General features: G+C 71.8%; 21 protein-coding genes and 1 tRNA gene. 10 read left to right on the top strand and 12 right to left on the bottom strand.

Translation table 11 applies throughout. The features are described 5' to 3' along the window. Positions 1–62: 62 nt before the first annotated feature. The gene (locus tag HF995_RS13205) at positions 63–827 is read left to right on the top strand and encodes a PspA/IM30 family protein (protein WP_168448283.1); all 765 of its coding nucleotides are present in this window, start codon (positions 63–65) and stop codon (positions 825–827) included. 112 nt (positions 828–939) lie between these two features. Here the strand turns inward: HF995_RS13205 and HF995_RS13200 are convergent, their stop codons facing one another. After that, positions 940–1,725, bottom strand: a complete 786-nt coding sequence (locus HF995_RS13200; RefSeq protein WP_168448282.1) for a type 1 glutamine amidotransferase — start codon at positions 1,723–1,725, stop codon at positions 940–942. Positions 1,726–1,815: 90 nt separating this feature from the next. On the opposite strand from HF995_RS13200, the gene HF995_RS13195 reads away from it, so the two are divergent. After that, positions 1,816–2,391 (top strand): NYN domain-containing protein, encoded by a 576-nt coding sequence (locus HF995_RS13195; RefSeq protein WP_168448281.1) that lies wholly within the window; start codon positions 1,816–1,818, stop codon positions 2,389–2,391. A 75-nt stretch (positions 2,392–2,466) separates the two neighbouring features. On the opposite strand, the gene HF995_RS13190 is transcribed toward HF995_RS13195, so the two are convergent. Next, positions 2,467–2,853 (bottom strand): endonuclease domain-containing protein, encoded by a 387-nt coding sequence (locus tag HF995_RS13190; RefSeq protein ID WP_168448280.1) that lies wholly within the window; start codon positions 2,851–2,853, stop codon positions 2,467–2,469. 902 nt (positions 2,854–3,755) lie between these two features. Between HF995_RS13190 and HF995_RS13185 the strand changes: the two genes are divergently transcribed. The 4 genes from HF995_RS13185 to HF995_RS13170 all read left to right on the top strand — a co-directional run bounded on the left by HF995_RS13185 (position 3,756) and on the right by HF995_RS13170 (position 7,826). Continuing rightward, on the top strand, positions 3,756–4,475 hold the full coding sequence (locus HF995_RS13185) for a response regulator transcription factor (RefSeq protein ID WP_168448279.1): 720 nt from the start codon (positions 3,756–3,758) through the stop codon (positions 4,473–4,475). A gap of 6 nt (positions 4,476–4,481) precedes the next feature. After that, a complete protein-coding gene (locus tag HF995_RS13180; protein WP_168448278.1) occupies positions 4,482–6,149 on the top strand; it encodes a sensor histidine kinase in 1,668 nt (555 codons plus the stop codon). Positions 6,150–6,222: 73 nt separating this feature from the next. Then, complete coding sequence (locus HF995_RS14180) at positions 6,223–7,311, top strand: HD domain-containing protein (RefSeq protein ID WP_350308911.1); 1,089 nt, start codon at positions 6,223–6,225, stop codon at positions 7,309–7,311. Between the two features lie 224 nt (positions 7,312–7,535). Beyond that, positions 7,536–7,826: a WXG100 family type VII secretion target gene (locus tag HF995_RS13170; protein WP_168448277.1), complete on the top strand. Its 291-nt coding sequence runs from the start codon at positions 7,536–7,538 to the stop codon at positions 7,824–7,826. Between the two features lie 95 nt (positions 7,827–7,921). Here the strand turns inward: HF995_RS13170 and groL are convergent, their stop codons facing one another. Both groL and HF995_RS13160 read right to left on the bottom strand, forming a co-directional pair. After that, on the bottom strand, positions 7,922–9,553 hold the full coding sequence (gene groL / locus HF995_RS13165) for a chaperonin GroEL (protein ID WP_168448276.1): 1,632 nt from the start codon (positions 9,551–9,553) through the stop codon (positions 7,922–7,924). Between the two features lie 255 nt (positions 9,554–9,808). Beyond that, positions 9,809–11,326, bottom strand: a complete 1,518-nt coding sequence (locus HF995_RS13160; protein WP_168448275.1) for a phytoene desaturase family protein — start codon at positions 11,324–11,326, stop codon at positions 9,809–9,811. A gap of 122 nt (positions 11,327–11,448) precedes the next feature. Here HF995_RS13160 and HF995_RS13155 point away from each other — a divergent pair, with 122 nt between their 5' ends. Continuing rightward, on the top strand, positions 11,449–12,765 hold the full coding sequence (locus HF995_RS13155; protein WP_168448274.1) for a glycoside hydrolase family 15 protein: 1,317 nt from the start codon (positions 11,449–11,451) through the stop codon (positions 12,763–12,765). Positions 12,766–12,779: 14 nt separating this feature from the next. Here HF995_RS13155 and HF995_RS13150 read toward each other — a convergent pair whose 3' ends face one another. The 4 genes from HF995_RS13150 to napA all read right to left on the bottom strand — a co-directional run bounded on the left by HF995_RS13150 (position 12,780) and on the right by napA (position 15,026). Next, positions 12,780–13,679, bottom strand: coding sequence for a serine hydrolase domain-containing protein (locus HF995_RS13150; protein WP_168448273.1), 900 nt, complete (start codon positions 13,677–13,679; stop codon positions 12,780–12,782). Between the two features lie 63 nt (positions 13,680–13,742). Then, on the bottom strand, positions 13,743–13,946 hold the full coding sequence (locus HF995_RS13145; protein ID WP_098458421.1) for a cold-shock protein: 204 nt from the start codon (positions 13,944–13,946) through the stop codon (positions 13,743–13,745). A gap of 111 nt (positions 13,947–14,057) precedes the next feature. After that, a complete protein-coding gene (locus HF995_RS13140) occupies positions 14,058–14,699 on the bottom strand; it encodes a LytR C-terminal domain-containing protein (RefSeq protein ID WP_168448272.1) in 642 nt (213 codons plus the stop codon). A gap of 30 nt (positions 14,700–14,729) precedes the next feature. Further along, positions 14,730–15,026 (bottom strand): nucleoid-associated protein NapA, encoded by a 297-nt coding sequence (gene napA / locus HF995_RS13135; protein ID WP_210727505.1) that lies wholly within the window; start codon positions 15,024–15,026, stop codon positions 14,730–14,732. 69 nt (positions 15,027–15,095) lie between these two features. On the opposite strand from napA, the gene HF995_RS13130 reads away from it, so the two are divergent. Both HF995_RS13130 and HF995_RS13125 read left to right on the top strand, forming a co-directional pair. Next, positions 15,096–15,872: a uracil-DNA glycosylase gene (locus HF995_RS13130; protein ID WP_168448304.1), complete on the top strand. Its 777-nt coding sequence runs from the start codon at positions 15,096–15,098 to the stop codon at positions 15,870–15,872. Beyond that, positions 15,869–16,705: an SGNH/GDSL hydrolase family protein gene (locus HF995_RS13125; RefSeq protein WP_168448270.1), complete on the top strand. Its 837-nt coding sequence runs from the start codon at positions 15,869–15,871 to the stop codon at positions 16,703–16,705. The genes HF995_RS13130 and HF995_RS13125 overlap by 4 nt, the downstream gene beginning before the upstream one ends. A gap of 14 nt (positions 16,706–16,719) precedes the next feature. On the opposite strand, the gene HF995_RS13120 is transcribed toward HF995_RS13125, so the two are convergent. Beyond that, positions 16,720–18,081: a sensor histidine kinase gene (locus HF995_RS13120; RefSeq protein WP_168448269.1), complete on the bottom strand. Its 1,362-nt coding sequence runs from the start codon at positions 18,079–18,081 to the stop codon at positions 16,720–16,722. 39 nt (positions 18,082–18,120) lie between these two features. On the opposite strand from HF995_RS13120, the gene HF995_RS13115 reads away from it, so the two are divergent. Then, entirely contained in the window at positions 18,121–18,786 is a 666-nt protein-coding gene (locus HF995_RS13115) for a response regulator (RefSeq protein ID WP_168448268.1), read from the top strand. Positions 18,787–18,849: 63 nt separating this feature from the next. Here HF995_RS13115 and HF995_RS13110 read toward each other — a convergent pair whose 3' ends face one another. From HF995_RS13110 to HF995_RS13100, 3 genes are all read right to left on the bottom strand, one after another. After that, the gene (locus HF995_RS13110) at positions 18,850–19,419 is read right to left on the bottom strand and encodes an isochorismatase family protein (RefSeq protein ID WP_168448267.1); all 570 of its coding nucleotides are present in this window, start codon (positions 19,417–19,419) and stop codon (positions 18,850–18,852) included. Between the two features lie 94 nt (positions 19,420–19,513). Then, a tRNA-Thr gene (locus tag HF995_RS13105) sits at positions 19,514–19,586 on the bottom strand. Positions 19,587–19,667: 81 nt separating this feature from the next. Then, positions 19,668–20,507 (bottom strand): DsbA family protein, encoded by an 840-nt coding sequence (locus tag HF995_RS13100; protein WP_168448266.1) that lies wholly within the window; start codon positions 20,505–20,507, stop codon positions 19,668–19,670. Between the last annotated feature and the right edge of the window lie 19 nt (positions 20,508–20,526).

The following is a 20,526-nucleotide window of genomic DNA, read 5'->3' as shown; positions in this document are numbered from 1 at the left end:
CCCCGGCCCCACAGACCAATCAGGCACAGACCGGCAGCATCCCGTATCAGGAAGGCGACACCATGGCTGAGAAGCAGAGCATCTTCGGACGCGTCACCCAGCTGGCGAAGGCCAACATCAACGCGCTCCTCGACAAGGCCGAGGACCCCCAGAAGATGATCGACCAGCTCATCCGCGACTACACGAACAACATCGCCGAGGCCGAGCAGGCCGTCGCGCAGACGATCGGCAACCTGCGTCTCGCCGAGAAGGACTACCAGGAGGACGTCGCCGCAGCCGCCGACTGGGGCACCAAGGCGCTCGCCGCCTCGAGCCGCGCCGACCAGTTCCGCGCGCAGGGCAACACGGTCGAGGCCGACAAGTTCGACAACCTCGCCAAGGTCGCGCTGTCCAAGCAGATCGCCTCCGAGACCGAGGCGAGGCAGGCTCAGCCGATGATCGCCGCGCAGAACGACACGGTCGAGAAGCTCAAGAGCGGTCTCGCGCTCATGAAGGACAAGCTCGTCGACCTCAAGAGCCGTCGCGACCAGCTCGTCGCCCGCCAGAAGTCGGCGCAAGCGCAGAACGCCGTCCAGGGCGCGATCTCCTCGATCAACGTGCTCGACCCGACGAGCGAGCTCTCGCGGTTCGAGGAGAAGGTGCGGCGCGAGGAGGCGCTCGCGCAGGGGCACGCAGAGCTCGCGGCGTCGTCGCTCGACTCGCAGTTCGCCGAGCTCGAGGCCGACGCCGGTCAGATCGAGATCGAGGCGCGTCTCGCAGCCCTCAAGAACCGCGGTGCGATCGGCGGGATCCAGGCCGCTCAGATCGAGGCGCCCGAGCAGGGCTGAGCAAGCGCCCCGCAGAGCAACGTGGCCCCGATACGTCTTTCAGACGCGTCGGGGCCACGGCCGTACCGGGCGGGCTGTCGGGGGCCAGCCGCCGCAGGCAACGGAAGAAGTGTCACACAACAGTGGACATCCCGGACGACACTCCGGGGGCGTGTTCCACGAACGTTCGGGTGATCGTGCACGTCAGGTCGCTCAGACGCTCAGCTTGGGCGATCGCGTCCATCTCGATCGCGGTCGCGTCGAGGCCCGCCGCACGGGCCCAGGACGCGAGGAGGTCGGCGTCAGCCTCGGGCCGGAACTGCACGGCGACAGCAGCCCCGAGACGGAATGCGTGGAACGGGTACATGGCCGACGACGCGAGCCAGGTGGCGCCGGCAGGCAGCTCGACGATCGCGTCGGAGTGCATCGTCGCGACGAGCGTAGGCTCGCCGCGCCGGACGGGTCCCGCGCCGTCGTCGACCCCGGCACGGCGGGCGAGCTCGCCGAACATCGGGTCGTCGGCGGCCTCAGGACGCCAGGCGACCTCGATGATGCCGGCCTCGAGCCCCGGCGGGGCGTCGAGCGCGACCCGGCCGCCGCACGCGACCGTGAGCAGCTGGGCGCCGAGGCCTGTCGCGAGCGTGGGCAGGTCCGTGGCGACGGCGTCGGCGAGCAGCGCGCGGATGGCCGGGAGCCACGGTGCGTTCGCGTCGTCGAGCACGTCTGTCGACCCGCCGAGCACGACGAGACCCGCGCCGCACGCGTGGGCGTCCGGGATCGCGTCGCCGTCGAACGGACGCACGATCCGCACGTGCGCGCGCTCCTCGAGCGGCGCGGCGAGCGCCCCGAGGGGTGAGTCCGCGCAGCTCTGGACGACCGTGATCGTCGGGCGCACCTGTGTGGAAGGGCTTTCAGGCATGGGAGCGACGCTAGGCGGCGGCGCTCTGCGGCGCAAACCGCCCGCTCACAGCCCGCCCGACGGCACGCCCAGGGCCACTAGGATCGGAGCATGTCGGATCTGAGCTCGGCCCCACGCAAGACCTATCTCATCGTCGACGGTGAGAACATCGACGCCACTCTCGGCGTCAACGTCCTGGGCCATCGGCCCACCCCGGACGAGCGGCCGCGCTGGGACCGGATCAGCGACTTCGCGGCGAGCGTGTGGGACCAGCCGGTCCAGGGACTGTTCTTCCTCAACGCCACCTCGGGCCAGATGCCGATGCCGTTCGTGCAGGCGCTGCTCGCGATGAGCTACCGGCCGATCCCCCTCGCGGGCGGTCCGGGCCTCAAGGTCGTCGACATGGGTATCCAGCGCACCCTCGAGGCACTCGTCCCCCGCGACGCGGACGTCATCCTCGCGAGCCACGACGGCGACTTCATCCCGCAGGTGGACGCGCTGCTCGACGGCACGCGCCGCGTGGCGTTGCTGTGCTTCCGCGAGTTCGTCAACTCGCACATGGCGGAGCTCGCCGAGCGCGGGCTCGAGTTCTTCGACCTCGAGGGTGACGTCAACGCGTTCAACACGCTCCTCCCGCGCGTGCGCATCATCCCGATCGAGGAGTTCGACCCGCTGCGCTACCTCTGACCCCAGGATCCCGGGTCCCAGGGTTCCGGATCCCGAGCTCCCGAGCTCCCGAGAATGCGCAGTATCTGTTGCTGATCACAACGGATACTGCGCATTCTTGCTCCTGCTGAGGGCCGCGCGGACCTGGTGGATCACATAATCGGACCGACTGTGCAGGTCCTCCCAGGTGAAGTGGAGGACGACGTAGCCGGCACCGACGAGCCGGTTGTCCCGCTCACGATCGGACTGGAACCGGTCGACGCCGTGATACGCACGCCCGTCGACCTCGATGGCGACGCGCGCCGCGTCGAACAGCACGTCGACCGACCCGATCACGCCCATCGCGTCGAAGACCGCCATGTTGGGTTGCCACCCGGTGAGCCCCGCGGCTCGCAAGATCTCATGGAGCATCTGTTCCGCCGGACTCAGCGCCCCGCCCCGGGTCAGCTCCGCGAGTCGCCGAAGCTGCACGTTGCCCCACATCTTCGGGTGCGTCTCGAGCCGAGCGAGCAGGTGCTCCCTCGAGAGGACGTTCCGGGTGAACAACCACGCGATCAGACGTCTGGCGTCGTGTGCGCCGAGCCCGGCGAGCGTGTCGACAGCGGCGCGCTCGACTGTGGTGACACGCCCTCCGTCCCGGTCCACGACGTCGTCCACCGGAAGCCGGAACCGGTGCGGTACAAGGCCTCCGACCTCGCGCATCGGGCGTGACACCCAGACGTGCACGGGTCGCTCGCGCAGCTCCGCCGGGAGCCGCGGCAGGTGAAACCGCAACGCCGACTCGCGGCAGAGCACGGCGCTCGGCCAGGTCAGCCACGCGCGTACGCGTCGGTGCGGCGATGCGGCGGGTCGTCGGCCAGTCGGATCCCCCTTCCGACCACACGGGCCCACATGCCCGCGCCCAGCCGGTAGCGGACCACCCCGGCGCTGGCGCCGCCCGCCAGAGCTTGCGCGGCCGTGAAGACGCCGCCGCGTGCGTCGGGGGGTACCCACCGAGGGGACAGCTGAGTCATCTCCGCACCGTGCCGCAGCGAACGGCCGGGCGGGTGGCGCGGCACGCTCTGTCGATGACGGACGTCCCGACGACTGCCTGTGGACGACCTCCAGCGCGCGGACGCCCGGGACACCAGGCCGTCCCCGTCCCCGTCCCCGTCCCCGTCCCCGATGAATGCGCACAAACTGCTGCGATCTGCTGCAGATCATGCGCATTCTCGGCTGGGGGGACCGGGGGGGACCGGGGGGACCAGGGGGACCAGGGGGACCAGGGGGACCGGAGGTACAGAGGAACCGGAGGAGCCTCCGGGGGCGGGCGGGTGCGGGCCGCGCCCACCGCCGACTCAGCACTGGTTCAGGCAGTTCTCAGAAACACGGAGCATGCTGGTGGCATGACCACGACCGAGGCGCGACTTCTCGTCGTCGACGACGAGCCGAACATCCGTGAGCTCCTCGCGACCTCCTTGAGGTTCGCAGGGTTCGAGATCCATACGGCTGCCGACGGCGCGAGCGCGCTGCGGCTCGCCCGTGAGGTGCTCCCGGACCTCGTGCTGCTCGACGTCATGCTCCCCGACATGGACGGCTTCACCGTCACGACGCGGATGCGGGAGAAAGGCCAGACGATGCCGGTCCTGTTCCTCACGGCGCGCGACGACACGCAGGACAAGATCACGGGGCTCACGGTCGGGGGCGACGACTACGTCACGAAGCCGTTCTCCCTCGAGGAGGTCATCGCGCGGATCCGCGCGGTGCTGCGCCGCACGCGCGGCGACGACGCGGCGGACGGCGACGCGGTCCTGCGCTTCGCGGACCTCGAGCTCGACGACGACACGCACGAGGTGCGCCGCGCCGGTCGGCTGATCGACCTCTCCCCGACCGAGTTCAAGCTGCTGCGCTACCTCATGCTCAACCCCAACCGGGTGCTCTCCAAGGCGCAGATCCTCGACCACGTCTGGCAGTACGACTGGGCGGGCGACGCGAACATCGTCGAGTCGTACATCTCCTACCTGCGCCGGAAGATCGACGCCCCGGTCGACGGCGTCAAGCCCAGCCCGCTCATCCAGACGAAGCGCGGCGTGGGCTACCTGTTGCGCGAGCTGCCGGGCAGCTGAGCCCGCATGACCGCCCCCGCCCCGCCCCCGCCGCCACCGCCCTCAGCAGCCGAGCCACCCGCGACGGCACCGTCTGAGTCGGCACCGTCTGAGCCGACACCGCCCGAGCCGACGCCGTCGCGGCGCCGACGGTTCCTGCAGTTCCCGGAGTTCTTGCGCGGCCGGCTGCACCACGTGCCGTTGCGCAGCAGGATGACGCTCATCACGGCTGTCGTCCTCGTCGTCGGCCTGACGATCTCGACGGTCGCAGCGACGACGATGCTCAAGCAGTACCTGCTCGACGAGCGCGACCGCCAGCTGGTCGCGTCCGCGGAGTCGATCCTCGAGGTCCAGGACCTCGCGTCACTGAGCTCGAACCCCTCGTTGCCGTCCGACTACGTTGTCCTCCTCCAGCTCGAGGACGGCACGCGACGCACCGTCAGCTCTGGCACGACGATGTCGCGGGGCGCTCCGCGCATCCCCACCCTCGAGCCGGCGTCTGCGCCCACGCAAGGTGTGCCGTTCACGGTGCCGGGCGCGACGACGTCGTCGGGTGAGCGCGAGGCGTACTCGGAGTGGCGGGTCGTGGCTCGCGACGTCCAGCTCCGCTCGGCGTTCGCGGTGCAGGACGCCGTGCTGATCGTCGCGCTGCCGCTCGCGGACATCCACGCGACGACGGCGCAGCTCTGGAAGATCCTGACGCTCACGTGCGTGGGCATCGCGCTGCTCGGCGCGACGCTCGGCTACCTCGCTGTGCGTCGGTCGCTGCGCCCGTTGCGGACGATCGAGCACACCGCTCGCACGATCGCCGACGGTGACATGAGCCAGCGCATCCCGCCGATGCCGCCGAACACCGAGGTGGGGGCGGTCGCGAGCAGCCTCAACGTCATGCTCGGCAAGATCGAGGAGTCGTTCGACGCACAGGTCGCGTCGGAGGCGCGCATGCGCCGGTTCGTGTCGGATGCGAGCCACGAGCTGCGCACGCCGCTCGTGTCGATCCGCGGCTATGCCGAGCTGTACCGGATGGGTGCGGTGACGACCCCGGAGCACACGAGGGAGTCGATGGCTCGCATCGAGTCGTCGGCCGTCCAGATGGGGGCGCTCGTCGAGGATCTTCTCTCTCTCGCGCGGCTCGACGAGGGGCGACCGGTGACGCTCGAGGCGCTCGACCTGCGGGAGGTTGCGAGCGGCGCGCTCTCTGACCTGCACGCGATGGACCCGACGCGGCCGACGGCGTCGGTCGCCCTCGCCCCCGACGGCTCGGACGTCGGGGTTCCCCCGACGGTCGACGGCTCTCCTGCGGTGCCCCCTCCGCCTGTGACGGTCATGGCTGACCCGGCTCGGATCCGTCAGGTCTTCACCAACCTCATGGGCAACGTCGTCAAGCACACGCCTGAGGGGTCGGCTGTCGAGGTTGCGGTCGGCGTCGTGGGCGGACGCGCGGTCGCCGAGGTCCGCGACCACGGTCCGGGCATCCCGGCCGAGCACCGTGACCTGGTCTTCGAGCGGTTCCACCGGGTGGACCCGTCGCGCAACTCGTCGTCCGGAGGGTCGGGCCTGGGCATGGCGATCGTCCGCGACATCGTCACGGTGCACGACGGCGAGGTCGAGGTCCGTGAGACGCCTGGCGGAGGTGCGACGCTGCGCCTGTCGCTGCCCCTCGCAGACGACCGTGCCAACTCGGCCGGGCGGTAGTAGCCTGGTCGGTCGGCGGTCATGCGGACCGCGACGGGGCCTGCGCCCCGGTGGTTGCACAGAAGGCTGAGCGATGAGCGTCTCCTATACCGACGCACCGCAGTGGCTCCTGTCCTCGTGGATGCGCGCGTGCGCAGAGGCAGGCGCGACGGCTGCGCCGGACGACGTCCGGGAGACCGGCGAGGCGTTGCTGGCTCGCTGGATGGACCCGCGGCGTCGTTTCCACGACCTGCGCCACCTGTGCGACGTCCTCAGCCGTGTCGACGAGCTCGCGGAGGAGACGCACGAACCGTCTCTCGTGAGGCTCGCGGCCTGGTACCACGGGGCGATCTTCGACGCCGAGAGCAAGGCGGCGTACGCGGAGCGCGGCGGGGAGAACGAGACGGCGAGCGCGGTGCTCGCGCACGAGCAGCTCGCGGCTCTCGGTGTCCCAGACCGCTGCGCGCACCGCGTCGCTCAGCTCGTGACGGCGCTGCTGCGGCACGCCCCAGACCCGGCAGACTTCGACTGCGCGGTGCTGTGCGACGCAGACCTGGGGATGCTCGCGCAGGAGCCGCAGCGCTACAAGGCGTACCTCGAGGACGTCCGCGCGGAGTACGCGCACATCCCCGCCGAGGACTACGTCCGCGCACGTATCGCGATCCTCTCGAAGCTGCTCAGCCGCCCGTCGTTGTTCTCGAGCCCGCTCGGCGCGGCGTGGGAGGACGCGGCTCGCCAGAACGTCGCGGCGGAGCTCATGCGGCTGAAGAAGGAGCTCGCGAAGCTCAACGCCGACGGCGCGGCCCTGCTCTGCACGGACGACGTGCTCCGGCTCGTCGCTGAGAGCACCGGTACGGGCGTCACCGGCACGGACGGCACCGCGGTGCCGGCGCGTCCCGCGCCGACCGGGGCCGGGGACGACGGTCACCTCGCGGCGTCGCTCCCTCCAGCATCACCCGCTCAGGCTGCGGCGCCTGACGCAGGTCCGTCCGGTGCGATGCGGGGCGGGGCGTCCCCCGGCGCTGCGCGCGCGGGCGATCTCGGTCCGAGCACGACGGCGTCCCCGCTCCGCCCCGGCCCTGCAGCGATCCGGACGGCGACCCCGGCGTCACCTCCGACGGTCGGCGAACCGGGCCCGGTCCGCGGCTGGTCGGAGGTCGACATCGACGAGGACGACTTCTAGACCTCGTCCCGGGCCCGCTCCCCTGCCGGGCCCTCGGTCGTCGCGCCCGCGTCTGCTGCGGCCACCTGGACTGCCCTGCCCACAGCCTCGTCGCCAGCGGACGGCCTCGCACGTGCTGCCGCCGAGCGTCGTGCCGCTCCCGTCGCCTGCCTAGCGTCGTCGGCACGCGGCGCCACCGGGGTGCTGTGCGAGCACGCCGCGGACGCGGCGACAAGGAGGAACCCATGACGAGCTTCCAGGTCGACTACACGCAGATCGCGACAGCGTCGACGAAGGTCCAGACGACCAGCACGTCGATCGAGACCGAGACGGCGGCGATGACGACGCACCTGACCGAGCTGAAGGCGTCGTGGCGCGGGACGGCGTCGACGGCGTTCGACTCCGCGTACTCGGAGTGGTTGACCGCCCAGGCGAGTGTGCGCTCTGCCCTGACGTCGATCGCCACCGCGCTGTCGAGCGCGGCGACGACGTACGAGGAGGCGGAGTCCGCGGCGCAGGGCCTCTTCGCCCGCTGAGGGCAGGCGCGTCGCCCTACCCAGGCATGCACGAACCCCCTGGCCCGTCGGGCCAGGGGGTTCGTGTCAGTGCTGCGTGCGGTGGTCAGTCAGGCTCAGAAGCCCATGCCGCCCATCTCGTCGCCGCCCGGCATGGCCGGAGCCTTCTCGGGCTTGTCGGCGACGACGGCCTCCGTGGTGAGGAAGAGGGCCGCGATCGAGGCCGCGTTCTGCAGGGCAGAACGGGTGACCTTGACCGGGTCGTTCACACCAGCGGCGAGCAGGTCCTCGTAGACGCCGGTCGCGGCGTTGAGGCCCTGACCCGACGGGAGGTTGCGGACCTTCTCCGCGACGACGCCACCCTCGAGGCCGGCGTTGATCGCGATCTGCTTGAGCGGAGCGTCGATGGCGGCGCGGACGATCTGCGCACCCGTGGCCTCGTCACCCTCGAGAGCGGTGATCGCCTCGGACTCGAACGCGAGCTTGCCGGCCTGGATGAGCGCGACGCCACCACCGGCGACGATGCCCTCCTCGACGGCAGCCTTCGCGTTGCGGACAGCGTCCTCGATGCGGTGCTTGCGCTCCTTGAGCTCGACCTCGGTGGCCGCGCCCGCCTTGATGACGGCGACGCCACCCGCGAGCTTGGCGAGGCGCTCCTGGAGCTTCTCGCGGTCGTAGTCGGAGTCCGACTTCTCGATCTCGGAGCGGATCTGGTTCACGCGACCGGCGATCTGGTCGGCGTCGCCGGCACCCTCGACGATCGTGGTCTCGTCCTTCGTGACGACGACCTTGCGGGCCGTGCCGAGGAGGTCGAGCGTGGCGGTCTCGAGCTTGAGGCCTACGGTCTCGGAGATGACCTGGCCACCCGTGAGGATCGCGATGTCCTGGAGGATCGCCTTGCGGCGGTCGCCGAAGCCCGGGGCCTTGACGGCGACGGACTTGAAGGTGCCGCGGATCTTGTTGAGCACGAGGGTCGCAAGAGCCTCGCCCTCGACGTCCTCGGCGATGATGAGGAGCGAGCGGCCGGCCTTCATGACCTGGTCGAGCAGCGGCAGCAGGTCCTTGACGTTCGAGATCTTCGACTCGACGATCAAGACGTACGGGTCCTCGAGGACCGCTTCCTGGCGCTCGGGGTCGGTCTCGAAGTAGCGGGCGAGGAAGCCCTTGTCGAAGCGCATGCCCTCGGTGAGCTCGAGCTCGAGGCCGAACGTGTTCGACTCCTCGACGGTGATGACGCCTTCCTTGCCGACCTTGTCGAGCGCCTCGGCGATGAGCTCGCCGATCGCCGGGTCGCCGGCGGAGATGGCAGCGGTGGCCGCGATCTCTTCCTTCGTCTCGATCTCCTTGGCGGCGGAGATGAGCTCGGCGGTGACCGCGTCGACGGCCTTCTCAATGCCGCGCTTGAGCGCGATCGGGTTGGAGCCGGCGGCGACGTTGCGCAGGCCCTCGCGGACGAGCGCCTGGGCGAGGACCGTGGCGGTCGTGGTGCCGTCACCAGCGACGTCGTCGGTCTTCTTGGCGACCTCCTTGACGAGCTCGGCGCCGATCTTCTCGAACGGCTCCTCGAGCTCGATCTCCTTGGCGATCGAGACACCGTCGTTCGTGATCGTGGGGGCGCCCCACTTCTTGTCCAGGACGACGTTGCGGCCCTTCGGGCCAAGGGTGACCTTCACGGTGTCGGCGAGGACGTTGAGTCCGCGCTCCATGCCGCGACGGGCCTCCTCGTTGAAGGCAATGAGCTTTGCCATGGGGGTGTGATCCTCCGCTTGTGGCGCTGGGAAGGTCGGTCGGCGCCCGCGACGGACGGCTCGGTCGGACGGCGTTCATGTCACGCCGCCGAGCTCGAGCCTCACCGGTCGACCCAGGGTGGTGGGCGGGCGTGCCCGCCCGGTGGAGTCTTTGTCACTCGATCGAGCCGAGTGCTAACGCCATTATTGGCACTCGCGACCGGTGAGTGCAAGACGGCTGAGCCGCCCCGGCTCAAGATTTCGCCGCAGGCGAGATCACGTCCGAGCACTGCCCAGGACCGTGCCGACGCCTCTGCGCCGCAGGAGGCTCTGCGCTGCGAGGAACCCGCCCATGCCGTGCACACCGGGCCCGGGCGGCGTCGCGGCGGACGCGAGGTACGCGCGGGTGCCGCCTCCGACGTCTCCGAGGTGGTGCGGGTCCCGTGCGAGGCGCGGCCGCGCGATCATCTGCCACGTCGTGATCGCACCCGAGGCGATGTCGCCGTCGTGCAGGTTCTCGTCGTGCGCGGACAGGCGCGCGGCAGGCACGCAACGTGTCGCGACGACGCGGTCACGCACTCCGGGTGCGTACCGGTCGACGTGCGCGAGGACGTCCTCGGTGACGTCGCGGTCCGAGCCTGCGGGCACGTGCGCGTACGCCCACACGACGCGCAGCCCACCCCGCTCCCGGCCTGGGTCGGCGACGGTCGGGTCGCCGAGCAGCACGACCGGGCGCGCAGCGTGCCGGCCGGCCCTCACGTCGGCCTGCGCGGCGCTGATCTCCGCGGCGCTCCCGCCGAGGTGCACGGTCCCCGCGTGCCCGACGGCGTCGTCGGCCCACGGGACCGGGCCGTCGAGGACCAGCGCGACCGTCGCGGCCGCGGGGCCGCCGCGGAAACCGCGCAGGGTGGCACGGACGTGCACGGGCAGGTCGTCGCCGAGGACCGCGAGCGCGGTCGGCACGTTCGTGTCGAGCACGTAGTCGCGTGCGGGTGGCAGGTCGCGGCGCGTGCGCACCCGCACGCCCGTCACGACCGTCCCGCCGTGGGCCTCGAGGTCAGCGAGAAGGGCGTCGGTGATCGCCTGGGAGCCACCGAGTGGTACGGGCCAGCCGCGCGCGTGCCCCAGCGTTCCGAGGAGCGTGCCGGTGCCTGCGGCAGCGGCGGAGGCGAGCGGCGCCATGGCGTGCACGGCGACGCCCGCGAACAGCGCGCCCGCGACGCCCGAGCGCGGCGGCGCGGCGATCCCGCGCGCGACGGCCGCTGCCGCGGCGAGGCTCGACCTGGCGGCGCCGCCCGCCCGGAGCGCACGACGGCGGTCGTCGAGCAGCAGCCGCGCGACGACGTCGTGCTGGTCGACGAGCGGGCGGAACGTCCGCGCCCACGCCCGTGCGGCCGGGGCGCCGCCGAGCTCGTGCAGGTGCTCGAGCGTGCGGCCGAGGTCGCGGTAGCCGACAGCGGCCCGGCCGCGCGGGCCCGCCGCGAGCGGGTGCGCGTAGGACGCCTCGGGCGAGACGAGGCGGACGCCGTGCGCGGCGAGGTCGAGGTCCTGGAAGAAGGGCGAGGCCAAGGCGAGCGGGTGCACGGCCGAGCAGAGGTCGTGCGGCAGCTCGGCGACGGCGTCCGCGTCCGCGCCGGGGCGCAGGACGACGTTGCGGCCGAGCGGCGCGGTGCGGGCGCCTCCGCCGACGGTCGCCTGGGCCTCGAGGACGAGGACGTCGAGGCCTGCGCGTGCGAGCGTCACTGCGGCGGCGAGCCCGTTCGGGCCGGAGCCCACGACGACGACGTCTCGCATCCTCGCTCCTCCCGGCGTTCCTCGGATCGCGTCCATCACACCACGCACGCGGCGCCGCCCGCGTGCGCCGGGTCACGGGGGCGGTGTCGATACCTCCGCCGGGAGCCGTTAGGGTCGTCGCCATGACGAGGCCTCACAGGCGCACGCGCGTCGGCGCGGCCCTCGCCGCGCTCTCCTTGCTCGCGGTCGTGTGGGGCGCCAACGTGGCACCGACGGACAACGCGCACATCGACCTCTACATGGACGGCCTCGTCGTGACGCCCGCGGGGGTCGCGACGCTCGCCCCGGGTGCGGCCCAGGCCTATCTCGGGGCGACGCGCGTCCCGGCGCCCGCGGGGTCGGCGACGCCCGCGGAGCAGGAGGCGCTCATCGAGCTTGCGGCGCAGGAGTCGTCGTGGCTCGCGGCGGGCACCGTGCCGGGCGCGGGGACGCGGTTCGAGCCGATGGCGGCGGCGGCTCTGTCGGACCTGCGCGCGATGCTCGCCGACGACGGCGCGATGGTCGCGGCCGTGCACCCCCGGTGGGGCTACTCGTGGCCTCGCGACAACTCGTTCGCGGCGGTCGCCTTCGCCCGGACGGGGCACCTCGAGGAGGCCGTGCGCGTTCTCGTGCACCTCGAGCAGGTGCAGGGTGCGGACGGCTCGTTCGAGGCGCGGTACACGCTCGACGGCGCGGGCCCGCCTGACGACCGCGCGCCGCAGGCGGACGGGACGGGCTGGGCGCTGTGGGCGATCGGGCAGGTGCTCGACACGCTCGACGAGGACTCGGCGCGCTCGACCGCCGCGACCCTGCGTCCCCTCCTCGACCGGTCGACAGAGCGCACGCTCGAGCTCGTGGCGAACCGCTCGGCTCTGCCGCCCGCGTCCCCGGACTACTGGGAGGTCAAGGAGAAGCACCTCACGCTCGGCACAGCCGCGCCGCTGCTCGCGGGGCTCGAGGCGGCGTCGGACGCGTACAGCGTCCTGGGTGAGAGGGACCTCGTAGCGCGGACCGCCGACGGCGCGGCGCGGCTGCGTGCGGCGATCGAGCGGGAGTTCGGCTCTCGCGGGTACCCGCGCCACGTCACTGGCGGGGCGCGGGACGCGGCGACGGCGTTCGTGCTGCCGCCGTTCGTCGACGAGCCGCTCGACGGCGCGGTCGAGGCGTGGCGGGCGTCGGTCGCGGAGATGCTCCGCCCGGCCGGCGGGCTCGCCCCGGGCGGGTCGTGGAAGACGGACGGCATCTCGTGGACGCCGCAGACGTCGCTCTACGCGCTGGCTGCCGCCGCCCAGGGGGACCGCACCGCCGCTGAGCACTGGCTCGACTGGATCGACGATCACCGGACGGCGTCCGGCGCGATACCGGAGAAGGTCCTCGCCGACGGGTCGCCTGCCGCGGTCGCACCGCTCGCGTGGTCGGCGTCGAACGTCCTGCTCGCCCTCGCCGCGCTCGAGGACTAGCGCGACCGCACCATCTAGCGCCGCTTGAGCGCGGCTCGGACGAGCTTCTCGGCGCGCTCCGACCCGCGGCCGGGGGTGCCGCCGACGACATGACCGACCGCGACGAGCTGCTCGTCGGTGTCGACGAGGACGTATCCGCCCTGGCGCATGATGGCGCCGTGCACGGTGTGCCGGGGCGCGCTGCCCTCCCACGCGTTCGGGGTGCGGCGCGGGTCGAGCGGCGAGCCCTCGACGAGGGCGCTGCGCAGCAGCTCGAGCATGACGGTCGCGCTGGCCCACAGGCCGCTCGCTCCGCCAAACGGGCCGGACGCGGGGTTCCAGTCGCGCTGTGCCTTCCCACGGAGGGTGCGCGCCTGCGCGCGCGGCCGCGGGGCGTCGCCGCTCGCGACGAACACCTCGGCGGGGTCGACGCCGGCGGGGACGACGACGAGCTCGCGCACCGTGTCGATCCACGGCTTGCCGGTCGCGACGGTCACGGCGCGCGCGAGGAGCGCGTAGCCGAGATTGGAGTACTGGGGCGCGCCGTCGGCGAGCGACTCGTTGCGGAGGTCGCCCAGCCGGCCGAGGATCTCGGCGTCGAAGCGGGCGTCGTCGTACGGACCGTACGGGTCCTGCACCAGCTTCATCTGCTCGGGCAGGAGCCGCGGCAGGCCGGACGTGTGCTCGACGAGCTGACGGACGGTGATGGGAGGGACGGTGACGTCGGCGGGCGTCACGGCGGCGAGCATCGTCGACACTCGCGTGTCCCAGGTGAGCCCGCCGCGGTCGACGAGCTCGCGCACCGCTCCAGCGAGGAAGAGCTTCGTGACCGATCCCCACACGACGGGGACGTCGGGGCCGTGCCAGCGGCCGTAGGTGGCTGAGGACCGGCCGGGCCCTTCGACGAGGACGGCGGCGCTGCTCAGGATGCTCACGCGCTCATGCTCGCACACGTCGTCGTCCCGGCTGCAGCGCCGGGACGACGACCTGCGGGGATGTCAGAGGGGGCGGACCTGCTCGGCCTGCGGGCCCTTGGTTCCCTGGCCGACCTCGAACTCGACTGCCTGTCCCTCGTCGAGCGTGCGGTAACCGTCGGTCTGGATGGCGGAGAAGTGGACGAAGAGGTCCTGTCCACCGGTCTCGGGCGTGATGAACCCGAAGCCCTTCTCAGCGTTGAACCACTTGACCGTGCCCTGGGCCATGGATGCTCCTTGCAGATGCTGCTGCCGAGCCGCGGCCCGGCACCTACGAACCGTGCGGTCGCACGGCATGTTCGCAGCCTAGGGGCTGGAAAAGCCCGTGGGAAGGAGGGTTCAGGATGCGAAGTCGCTGGCGAGGATGACCGACAGGTGCCCGACGAGAGAGCTGACCTCGTCGACGGAGGCGATCCCGAGCTTGTCGGCGATCTCCTTCGCCGCTGCGGCGTTCTCGGCGCCCTTGTACCAGACCTGCGAGGAGCTGACGGCGGCGCCGCGGTAGTTGTCGCCCGAGACGTCCGTGTAGCCGAGCGCCTTGACGTCGGCGACCGCCCCGGCGGCGAGGCCCTGCGTGCGGGTCGCGTTGAGCACGCGCACCGTGATCGTGCGGTCAGGCTCCTGGGCAGGTTCGTCGTCGCCTGCCGCGTCATCGGTGGTCGCGTCGTCCGTGGTCGCGTCGTCCGTCGTCGTCTCGTCGGGAGTCGTCGGTTCCTCGGTGGTCGCGGGTTCCTCGGTCGTCGTGGGCTCCTCAGGAGTCGTCTCCTGCGCCGTGACGGTCGGCGCGGGGGCGGGCGTCGACGGGGACTGGCTCGTGAACCACACGTACAGACCTGTGGCGAGCGCCGCAAAGATCAGCACGACAGCGAGGAAGGGCCAGACACGGCTCCAGCGCGAGACGGGCGCTCGGTGGATGCCTGCGGACTGGCCGCCAGCCGGCGCCTCGTCGAACTCGTCGGCAGGGTACGGGTAGTCGGTCACGGTGGACAGGTTACCGCCGTCGGCGGAAGATCAGGCCTCCATGCCCAGCCGACGCGCGGTGCGCGCCCTCTGGCGGCTCGCGCGCATACGGCGCAGGCGCTTGACGAGCATCGGGTCGGAGGCGAGCGCCTCGGGGGTGTCGATGATCGCGTTGAGCACCTGGTAGTAGCGCGTCGCGGACATGTCGAACAGCTCCTTGACGGCCTGCTCCTTGGCGCCCGCGTACTTCCACCACTGCCGCTCGAAGGCGAGGATCTTGTGGTCGCGGTCCGACATGCCGGACGCTGGCGGCGCCGCCGCCTCGTGCGTCTCGTGCTCGTCGTTCATCACGCGCCCCTCCCTGGTCTCCGGCATGCGTACGTCCAATCGTAGGCGCGAATGACACGCGTGTCATTCATGCTGGTCCGGACTTCGCCCGCTCCCCTCGCCCCCTCCCCCGTGGGCGCCGTAGCATCACAAACCGTGGCACACCTCACCGCGGCACACCTGCTCGACGACGTCGACCCCGGCTGGGCCCGCGCGCTCGCACCGGCCACGGACGCGCTCGACCGCGTCGCCGCGTTCCTCGTCGCCGAGGAACGCGCGGGCCACCAGGTCCTGCCCCCGCGCGCCGACATCATGCGGGCGTTCCGCCGTCCGTTCGACGACGTGCGCGTCCTCGTCGTCGGGCAGGACCCCTACCCCACCCCGGGCCACGCGCACGGCCTCGCGTTCTCCGTCGACCGCCACGTGCGCCCCCTGCCACGATCGCTCCGCAACGTCCTCACGGAGCTGCACGACGACGTCGGGCTGCTGCCCCCGCCCGACGGCGACCTGTCAGCCTGGGCGGACCAGGGCGTCCTCCTGCTCAACCGCGTGCTCACGGTGCGCGCCGGCGAGGCCGGCTCGCACCGCGGCCACGGCTGGGAAGAGGTCACCGAGGTCGCGGTCGACGCGCTCGCCGCGCGGCCCGCCCCGCTCGTCGGCGTGCTGTGGGGCGCCGACGCCGCACGCCTCGCCCCGCGTCTCGCACCGCACCCCGTCCTCACGAGCGCGCACCCGAGCCCCCTCTCCGCACGCCGCGGGTTCTTCGGGTCGCACCCCTTCAGCGCCGTCGACGCACACCTGCGGGCTGCAGGCAGCGCACCGGTCGACTGGACCCTCGCCCACGAGCAGAGAGAGACTCTCCTGTGACCGCTGCAGACTCCGCCCGGCCTGTCCCCGCCCACGAGAGCGCCCCGACCCCGCGCTGGCGGCGCTACGTCGCCGTCGGCGACTCCTTCACCGAAGGCCTGTGGGACCCGACCCCCGGCGACGAGGACCGCTGCCGCGGCTGGGCCGACCGGCTCGCGGAGATCCTCGACGCTCGCCGCGGCGGCGACCTCGAGTACGCGAACCTCGCCGTGCGCGGCCGGCTCCTGCGGCCGATCCTCACCGAGCAGGTCCCAGCCGCGCTGCGGTCCGAGCCTGACCTCGTCTCGGTGATCGGCGGTGGCAACGACGTGCTGCGGCCTGGGTCCGACGTCGACCTCCTCGCCGACCGCCTCGAGTCGACGGTCGCGCGCATCCGGGAGACCGGCGCCGACGTCCTGATCTCGACAGGCGTCGACACCGCCGAGTCTCCCGTCATCAAGCTCACCCGCTCGAAGACCGCGATCTTCAACTCGCACATCTGGTCGATCGCCCGCCGGCACGACGCGTACGTCCTCGACCTGTGGGGCATGCGGTTCCTCAAGGACTGGCGGATGTGGTCGGAGGACCGCATCCACCTGACCCCCGAGGGCCACCGGCGCATGGCGCAGGGCGCGCTCGAGGCGCTCGGTCTCGTCCCTGACGACCCCGAGTGGGACACGCCGCTCCCGCCGCCCGACGCCGCGGCGTGGGCGGACCGCGTGCGGCAGAACGCGCAGTGGGTCCGCGAGCACGCGTACCCGTGGGTCCAGCGGCGGGTGCGCCACCAGTCGTCGGGAGACTCCCGGGTCGCGAAGCAGCCCGTGCCCGGTGCCGTGCGCCGCTCCCAGGACTAGCGGCAGCGCCCGGACTATGCGAGCGGTTCCCGGGCGTCGTCGGCCCGCGTGACCTCCGGCGCCTCCGCGGCCGGCTCGCTCGGGCTCGTCGGCGTCGGGACGGCGTCGCGCCGTGCCGGGTCGAGGAAGCCGCGCACGGTCCAGCCCTCGAGGACGTCGATCGCCTCGAGCGCCGTGAGGCGGTCGTGCCCTTCGAGGTCGAGCGGGACGACGCCACGCAGGTGGACGTGCAGCCTCTCGGTGCGCGTCAGGTCGGCTCCCGGCCGGTGCAGGTCGTCCGTCAGGACGACCGTCCCCCCCACGAGCTCGAGGCGCTCGCGGAGGCGTGCGAGCACGGGTCCTTGACCGAGGCGCGCCTTGTCGACCGTGTCGCCGCTGTTGGACAGGTGCACGAGCACCGCCCCGTCGACGACGTCGAGCTCAAGGTGGAACTGGGTGGCGTGCCCGTGCCGCAGCGCGTTGGTGACACCTTCTTCGACGATGCGCACGACGAGCAGCCGGTCCGACTCGCTGATCATCGAGTTGCCGGACTCGTCGATCTCGCGCAGCGCCTCCCCGACCTCGAGGTGCGTCGCGATACCCGTCGGCAGCCGGCGCAGGAGCATGCGGACGGCGGCGACCACGCCGATCTCGAGCCCCTCGGGGTAGAGCATGCGGCTCATGGCGCGCACGTCGTCCTCGCGGGTGCGGTCGAGGTCGGCGCGCATCTCTGCGAGCTGCTGCACGACCCCGGGTGGGGCGTCGTGCTCCGCCGCTGCTTCGATGAGCTGGTCGAGCCGCACCGCGAGGATGACGAGCCGCTGCTGGAGGCTCCCGTGCAGCCCCTCGGCGATCGACCGGCGGACCTTGATCTCCTCCTTCTCGAGTGCGCGCAGGGCGAGCTCGCGCTGCAGGTTCTCGTGGGCGCGCCGACGCTCCTCGAGTCTGAGCCGGTGCTGCGAGACCATGTAGCGCAGCCCGAGCAGGGCGGACGTCGTGAAGAAGGCGACCCCGGCGACGAGCTCGGCTACGTGGAGCTGCCCGCTGTGCTCGTCGACGACGCCCGTCACGACGAACGCCCAGTTGCGCACGAAGGCGGCGATAGCGGCCGCTGTCATCACCCGGCTTGCGGAGCGCCACGACGCCCGCAACCTGACGACGCCGCTGAACCACAGGAGGCCGCAGAAGAACAGCGAGACGACGAGGTTGGCGAGCGCGCGCACGCTCGCTCCCACGAGCGTCCTCGGGTCCGCGAGCCCCCCGACGGTGGCGACGTAGAACCCGCCGACGACGAAGAAGAGCGCGAGTATCGCGAACGTCGAGGCGGTGAGCGCCCACTTGTCCTGGCGTTCGTCAGACTGCCGGATCCAAGCCGCGAGTCCGCGCGTGCTGTCCATCCACCCAGTATTGCGCCGATCTTCGGCAATACTAGGAAGATGACGAGTGATGACGCACGGATTCGCGTGGCTGTGGTCGAGGACCACACCCTGTTCCGCAGCATGCTCGAGAAGATCTTGGGGGACGACGACGCCCTCGATCTGACGTGCTCGACAGCGACGGTCACCGAGGCTCGCGCCCGCATCACGCCGGGCTCGACGGACGTCGTGCTGCTCGACGTCGACCTCCCCGACGGCAACGGCATCGGTCTCGGCGTGGTCCTGTGCCGCGCCGACCCGAACATCAAGGTCGTGCTGCTCAGCGCGCAGGACGCGATGGACCTCATGCTCGACCTGCCGCGGGACATCGCCGGTGGCTGGAGCTACCTGTCCAAGACGTCGACGAACGACTCGGCCGCACTGCTGCGGGCCATCCACATCGCGGCCGCGGGAGGGTCCACGCTCGACCCCGCCCTGCTCAACCGGATGAAGCCCCGTGCGGGGTCACGGGTGGCCCAGCTGACCGACCGCCAGTACGGGGTGCTCCGCCTGCTCGCGGCCGGCTACTCGAACGGCGGCATCGCTCACGAGCTGGGCATCGCGGAGAAGTCGGTGCAGAACCACGTCAACGCGATCTACTCGACGCTCGGCATCGACGCCTCGCCCGAGCGGAACCCGCGCGTGAGCGCGGCGCTGCGGCTGATCGAGGAGACGGGCCCCGCCTGAGGCGGCTGCACCGACACGGTACTGGCCTGGACGGGCGTCGACCTGCCTGCCAGCATCGTGTCGTCAGACGAGCTCGACGTGCTTGTCCGTGAGCTCGTCGCGGGCGAGCGCGGCGGTCTCGGGCGCGACAGCAGCCGTCAGGTTCGTCAGGACGCGGCTACGAACGCCCGCGTCGACCGCGTCGATCGCTGTCGCCCGCACGCAGTGGTCGAACGCGAGACCCACCACGTCGACGTCGGTCACGCCTGCCTCACTGAGCACGTCGGCGAGAGACCGGCCGGTCGCCGTGGTGCCCTCGAAGCCGGAGTAGGCCGCCTCGTACATGCCCTTGCGGACGGCGACCGGCGCGGTCGGGAGCTCGGCGACGGCGGCGGCGAGAGCAGGGTGCAGCTCAGCCCCCGGGGTGCCTGCCTCGCAGTGCCGGGGCCACGTGTCGCGATAGTCGGGCTCGGTCGACCAGTGGGAGCCCGGGTCGACGTGCCAGTCCTGGGTCGTGACGACGAGGTCGTAGCGGCTCGTGCGGAGCAGCTCGGCGACGTCGGCCGCGACCTGGTTGCCGCCCGCGACGGCGAGCGTGCCGCCCTCGCAGAAGTCGTTCTGGACGTCGACGACGATGAGTGCGGTCGTAGCCATCGTGTGCTCCTTCAGGGTGCGGCGGGAACGGTCGACGTCGTGCGAAGAAGACCCCTGCCAGCGTCGCCGCAGGTCAGGGGTCTTCTCGTGTCGGAGCCGCCTGTCGGGTTCGAACCGACGACCTTCGCTTTACAAGAGCGGTGCTCTACCAGCTGAGCTAAGGCGGCGCGGAGCCGAGACTACCAAACGGGCGAGCCCGCACGGAGGCGGTGGTCGGCACCACCGCCTCCGGGCGGGACCCTCCTGCGTCAGCCCTCGGTCGAGCCGGAGGCCTCGTTGACGGCCTGGACGAGCGCACCCTCGACGGTCCAGTTACCGTCCCAGCGCTTGCCCGCGATCGTGACGGTCGGCGTCGAGAAGCCCCGCTCGGACTGGAGCTCGGGACGCTCCGCGACGTCGGCCGTCTGCGCGTCGATCCAGTCGGCGTACTCGTCCTCCGCCTTGTCGCTGGCGATCGCGTCGGAGACCTCGGCAGGGACGCCCGCGGTCAGCGCGATCGCGCCGATCTCCTTGTTGGTCAGCGCCTTGGAGTTCTCCTCGGGCTGGTTGGCGAACATCGCCGTGTGGAACGCGAGGAACTGCTCCGGGGCGTTCGCGGCGACGTATACGGCAGCGGCACCTGCGCGCGTCGAGAACTCGGTGCCCTGCGAGTAGCGGTTGAGGATCGCGACGGGCTGCACGACGAGGGTGACGAGACCTGCCTCGCGGAGCTGGTCCATCTGGCCGACCGTCGCGTCCTCGAACGCACCGCACGCCGGGCACATGTAGTCGACGTACGTCGCCACCTCGACGGCGTCCGCGCCGCCGGTCGAGCCTGCGGCGCCGTCAGCACCGACGGTGATGCCGCCGTCGGCGTTGACGACCGAAGGACGCGTGACGTCGCCGAGCGTGGGCGCGGACTTGTTCTTCTCGTCGAGGTAGCCCTTGACGATCGGCACGGCGGCGATGCCGAGGCCGAGGACTGCGGCGACGAGCACGCCGATCGAGATGAGACGGAACCTCTTCTCGCGTCGGGCTGCGTCCTGGCGCATCTGCGCGGACAGCTGGCGCGCAGTCTGCTTGTTGGTGTTGCTGGAGCTCTTGGCCATGATCTTCCTCAGGTCTGGG

Source organism: Sanguibacter hominis ATCC BAA-789, assembly GCF_012396185.1.
GTDB lineage: Bacteria > Actinomycetota > Actinomycetes > Actinomycetales > Cellulomonadaceae > Flavimobilis > Flavimobilis hominis.
The sequence above is the reverse complement of the archived record's forward strand: the minus strand, read 5'-3'. Positions and strand labels throughout refer to the sequence as shown.

What these genes read in the sequence shown, in the direction of transcription:
- HF995_RS13195 (WP_168448281.1), top strand. Translation starts at nt 1,816, where the DNA reads ATGTCGGATCTGAGCTCGGCCCCACGCAAGACCTATCTCATCGTCGAC.
- HF995_RS14180 (WP_350308911.1), top strand. Translation starts at nt 6,223, where the DNA reads ATGAGCGTCTCCTATACCGACGCACCGCAGTGGCTCCTGTCCTCGTGG.
- napA (WP_210727505.1), bottom strand. Translation starts at nt 15,026, where the DNA reads ATGAACGACGAGCACGAGACGCACGAGGCGGCGGCGCCGCCAGCGTCC.
- HF995_RS13170 (WP_168448277.1), top strand. Translation starts at nt 7,536, where the DNA reads ATGACGAGCTTCCAGGTCGACTACACGCAGATCGCGACAGCGTCGACG.
- HF995_RS13120 (WP_168448269.1), bottom strand. Translation starts at nt 18,081, where the DNA reads ATGGACAGCACGCGCGGACTCGCGGCTTGGATCCGGCAGTCTGACGAA.
- HF995_RS13130 (WP_168448304.1), top strand. Translation starts at nt 15,096, where the DNA reads ATGCTGGTCCGGACTTCGCCCGCTCCCCTCGCCCCCTCCCCCGTGGGC.
- HF995_RS13110 (WP_168448267.1), bottom strand. Translation starts at nt 19,419, where the DNA reads ATGGCTACGACCGCACTCATCGTCGTCGACGTCCAGAACGACTTCTGC.
- HF995_RS13205 (WP_168448283.1), top strand. Translation starts at nt 63, where the DNA reads ATGGCTGAGAAGCAGAGCATCTTCGGACGCGTCACCCAGCTGGCGAAG.
- HF995_RS13155 (WP_168448274.1), top strand. Translation starts at nt 11,449, where the DNA reads ATGACGAGGCCTCACAGGCGCACGCGCGTCGGCGCGGCCCTCGCCGCG.
- HF995_RS13185 (WP_168448279.1), top strand. Translation starts at nt 3,756, where the DNA reads ATGACCACGACCGAGGCGCGACTTCTCGTCGTCGACGACGAGCCGAAC.
- HF995_RS13200 (WP_168448282.1), bottom strand. Translation starts at nt 1,725, where the DNA reads ATGCCTGAAAGCCCTTCCACACAGGTGCGCCCGACGATCACGGTCGTC.
- HF995_RS13100 (WP_168448266.1), bottom strand. Translation starts at nt 20,507, where the DNA reads ATGGCCAAGAGCTCCAGCAACACCAACAAGCAGACTGCGCGCCAGCTG.
- HF995_RS13190 (WP_168448280.1), bottom strand. Translation starts at nt 2,853, where the DNA reads ATGTGGGGCAACGTGCAGCTTCGGCGACTCGCGGAGCTGACCCGGGGC.
- groL (WP_168448276.1), bottom strand. Translation starts at nt 9,553, where the DNA reads ATGGCAAAGCTCATTGCCTTCAACGAGGAGGCCCGTCGCGGCATGGAG.
- HF995_RS13145 (WP_098458421.1), bottom strand. Translation starts at nt 13,946, where the DNA reads ATGGCCCAGGGCACGGTCAAGTGGTTCAACGCTGAGAAGGGCTTCGGG.
- HF995_RS13180 (WP_168448278.1), top strand. Translation starts at nt 4,482, where the DNA reads ATGACCGCCCCCGCCCCGCCCCCGCCGCCACCGCCCTCAGCAGCCGAG.
- HF995_RS13115 (WP_168448268.1), top strand. Translation starts at nt 18,121, where the DNA reads ATGACGAGTGATGACGCACGGATTCGCGTGGCTGTGGTCGAGGACCAC.
- HF995_RS13160 (WP_168448275.1), bottom strand. Translation starts at nt 11,326, where the DNA reads ATGCGAGACGTCGTCGTCGTGGGCTCCGGCCCGAACGGGCTCGCCGCC.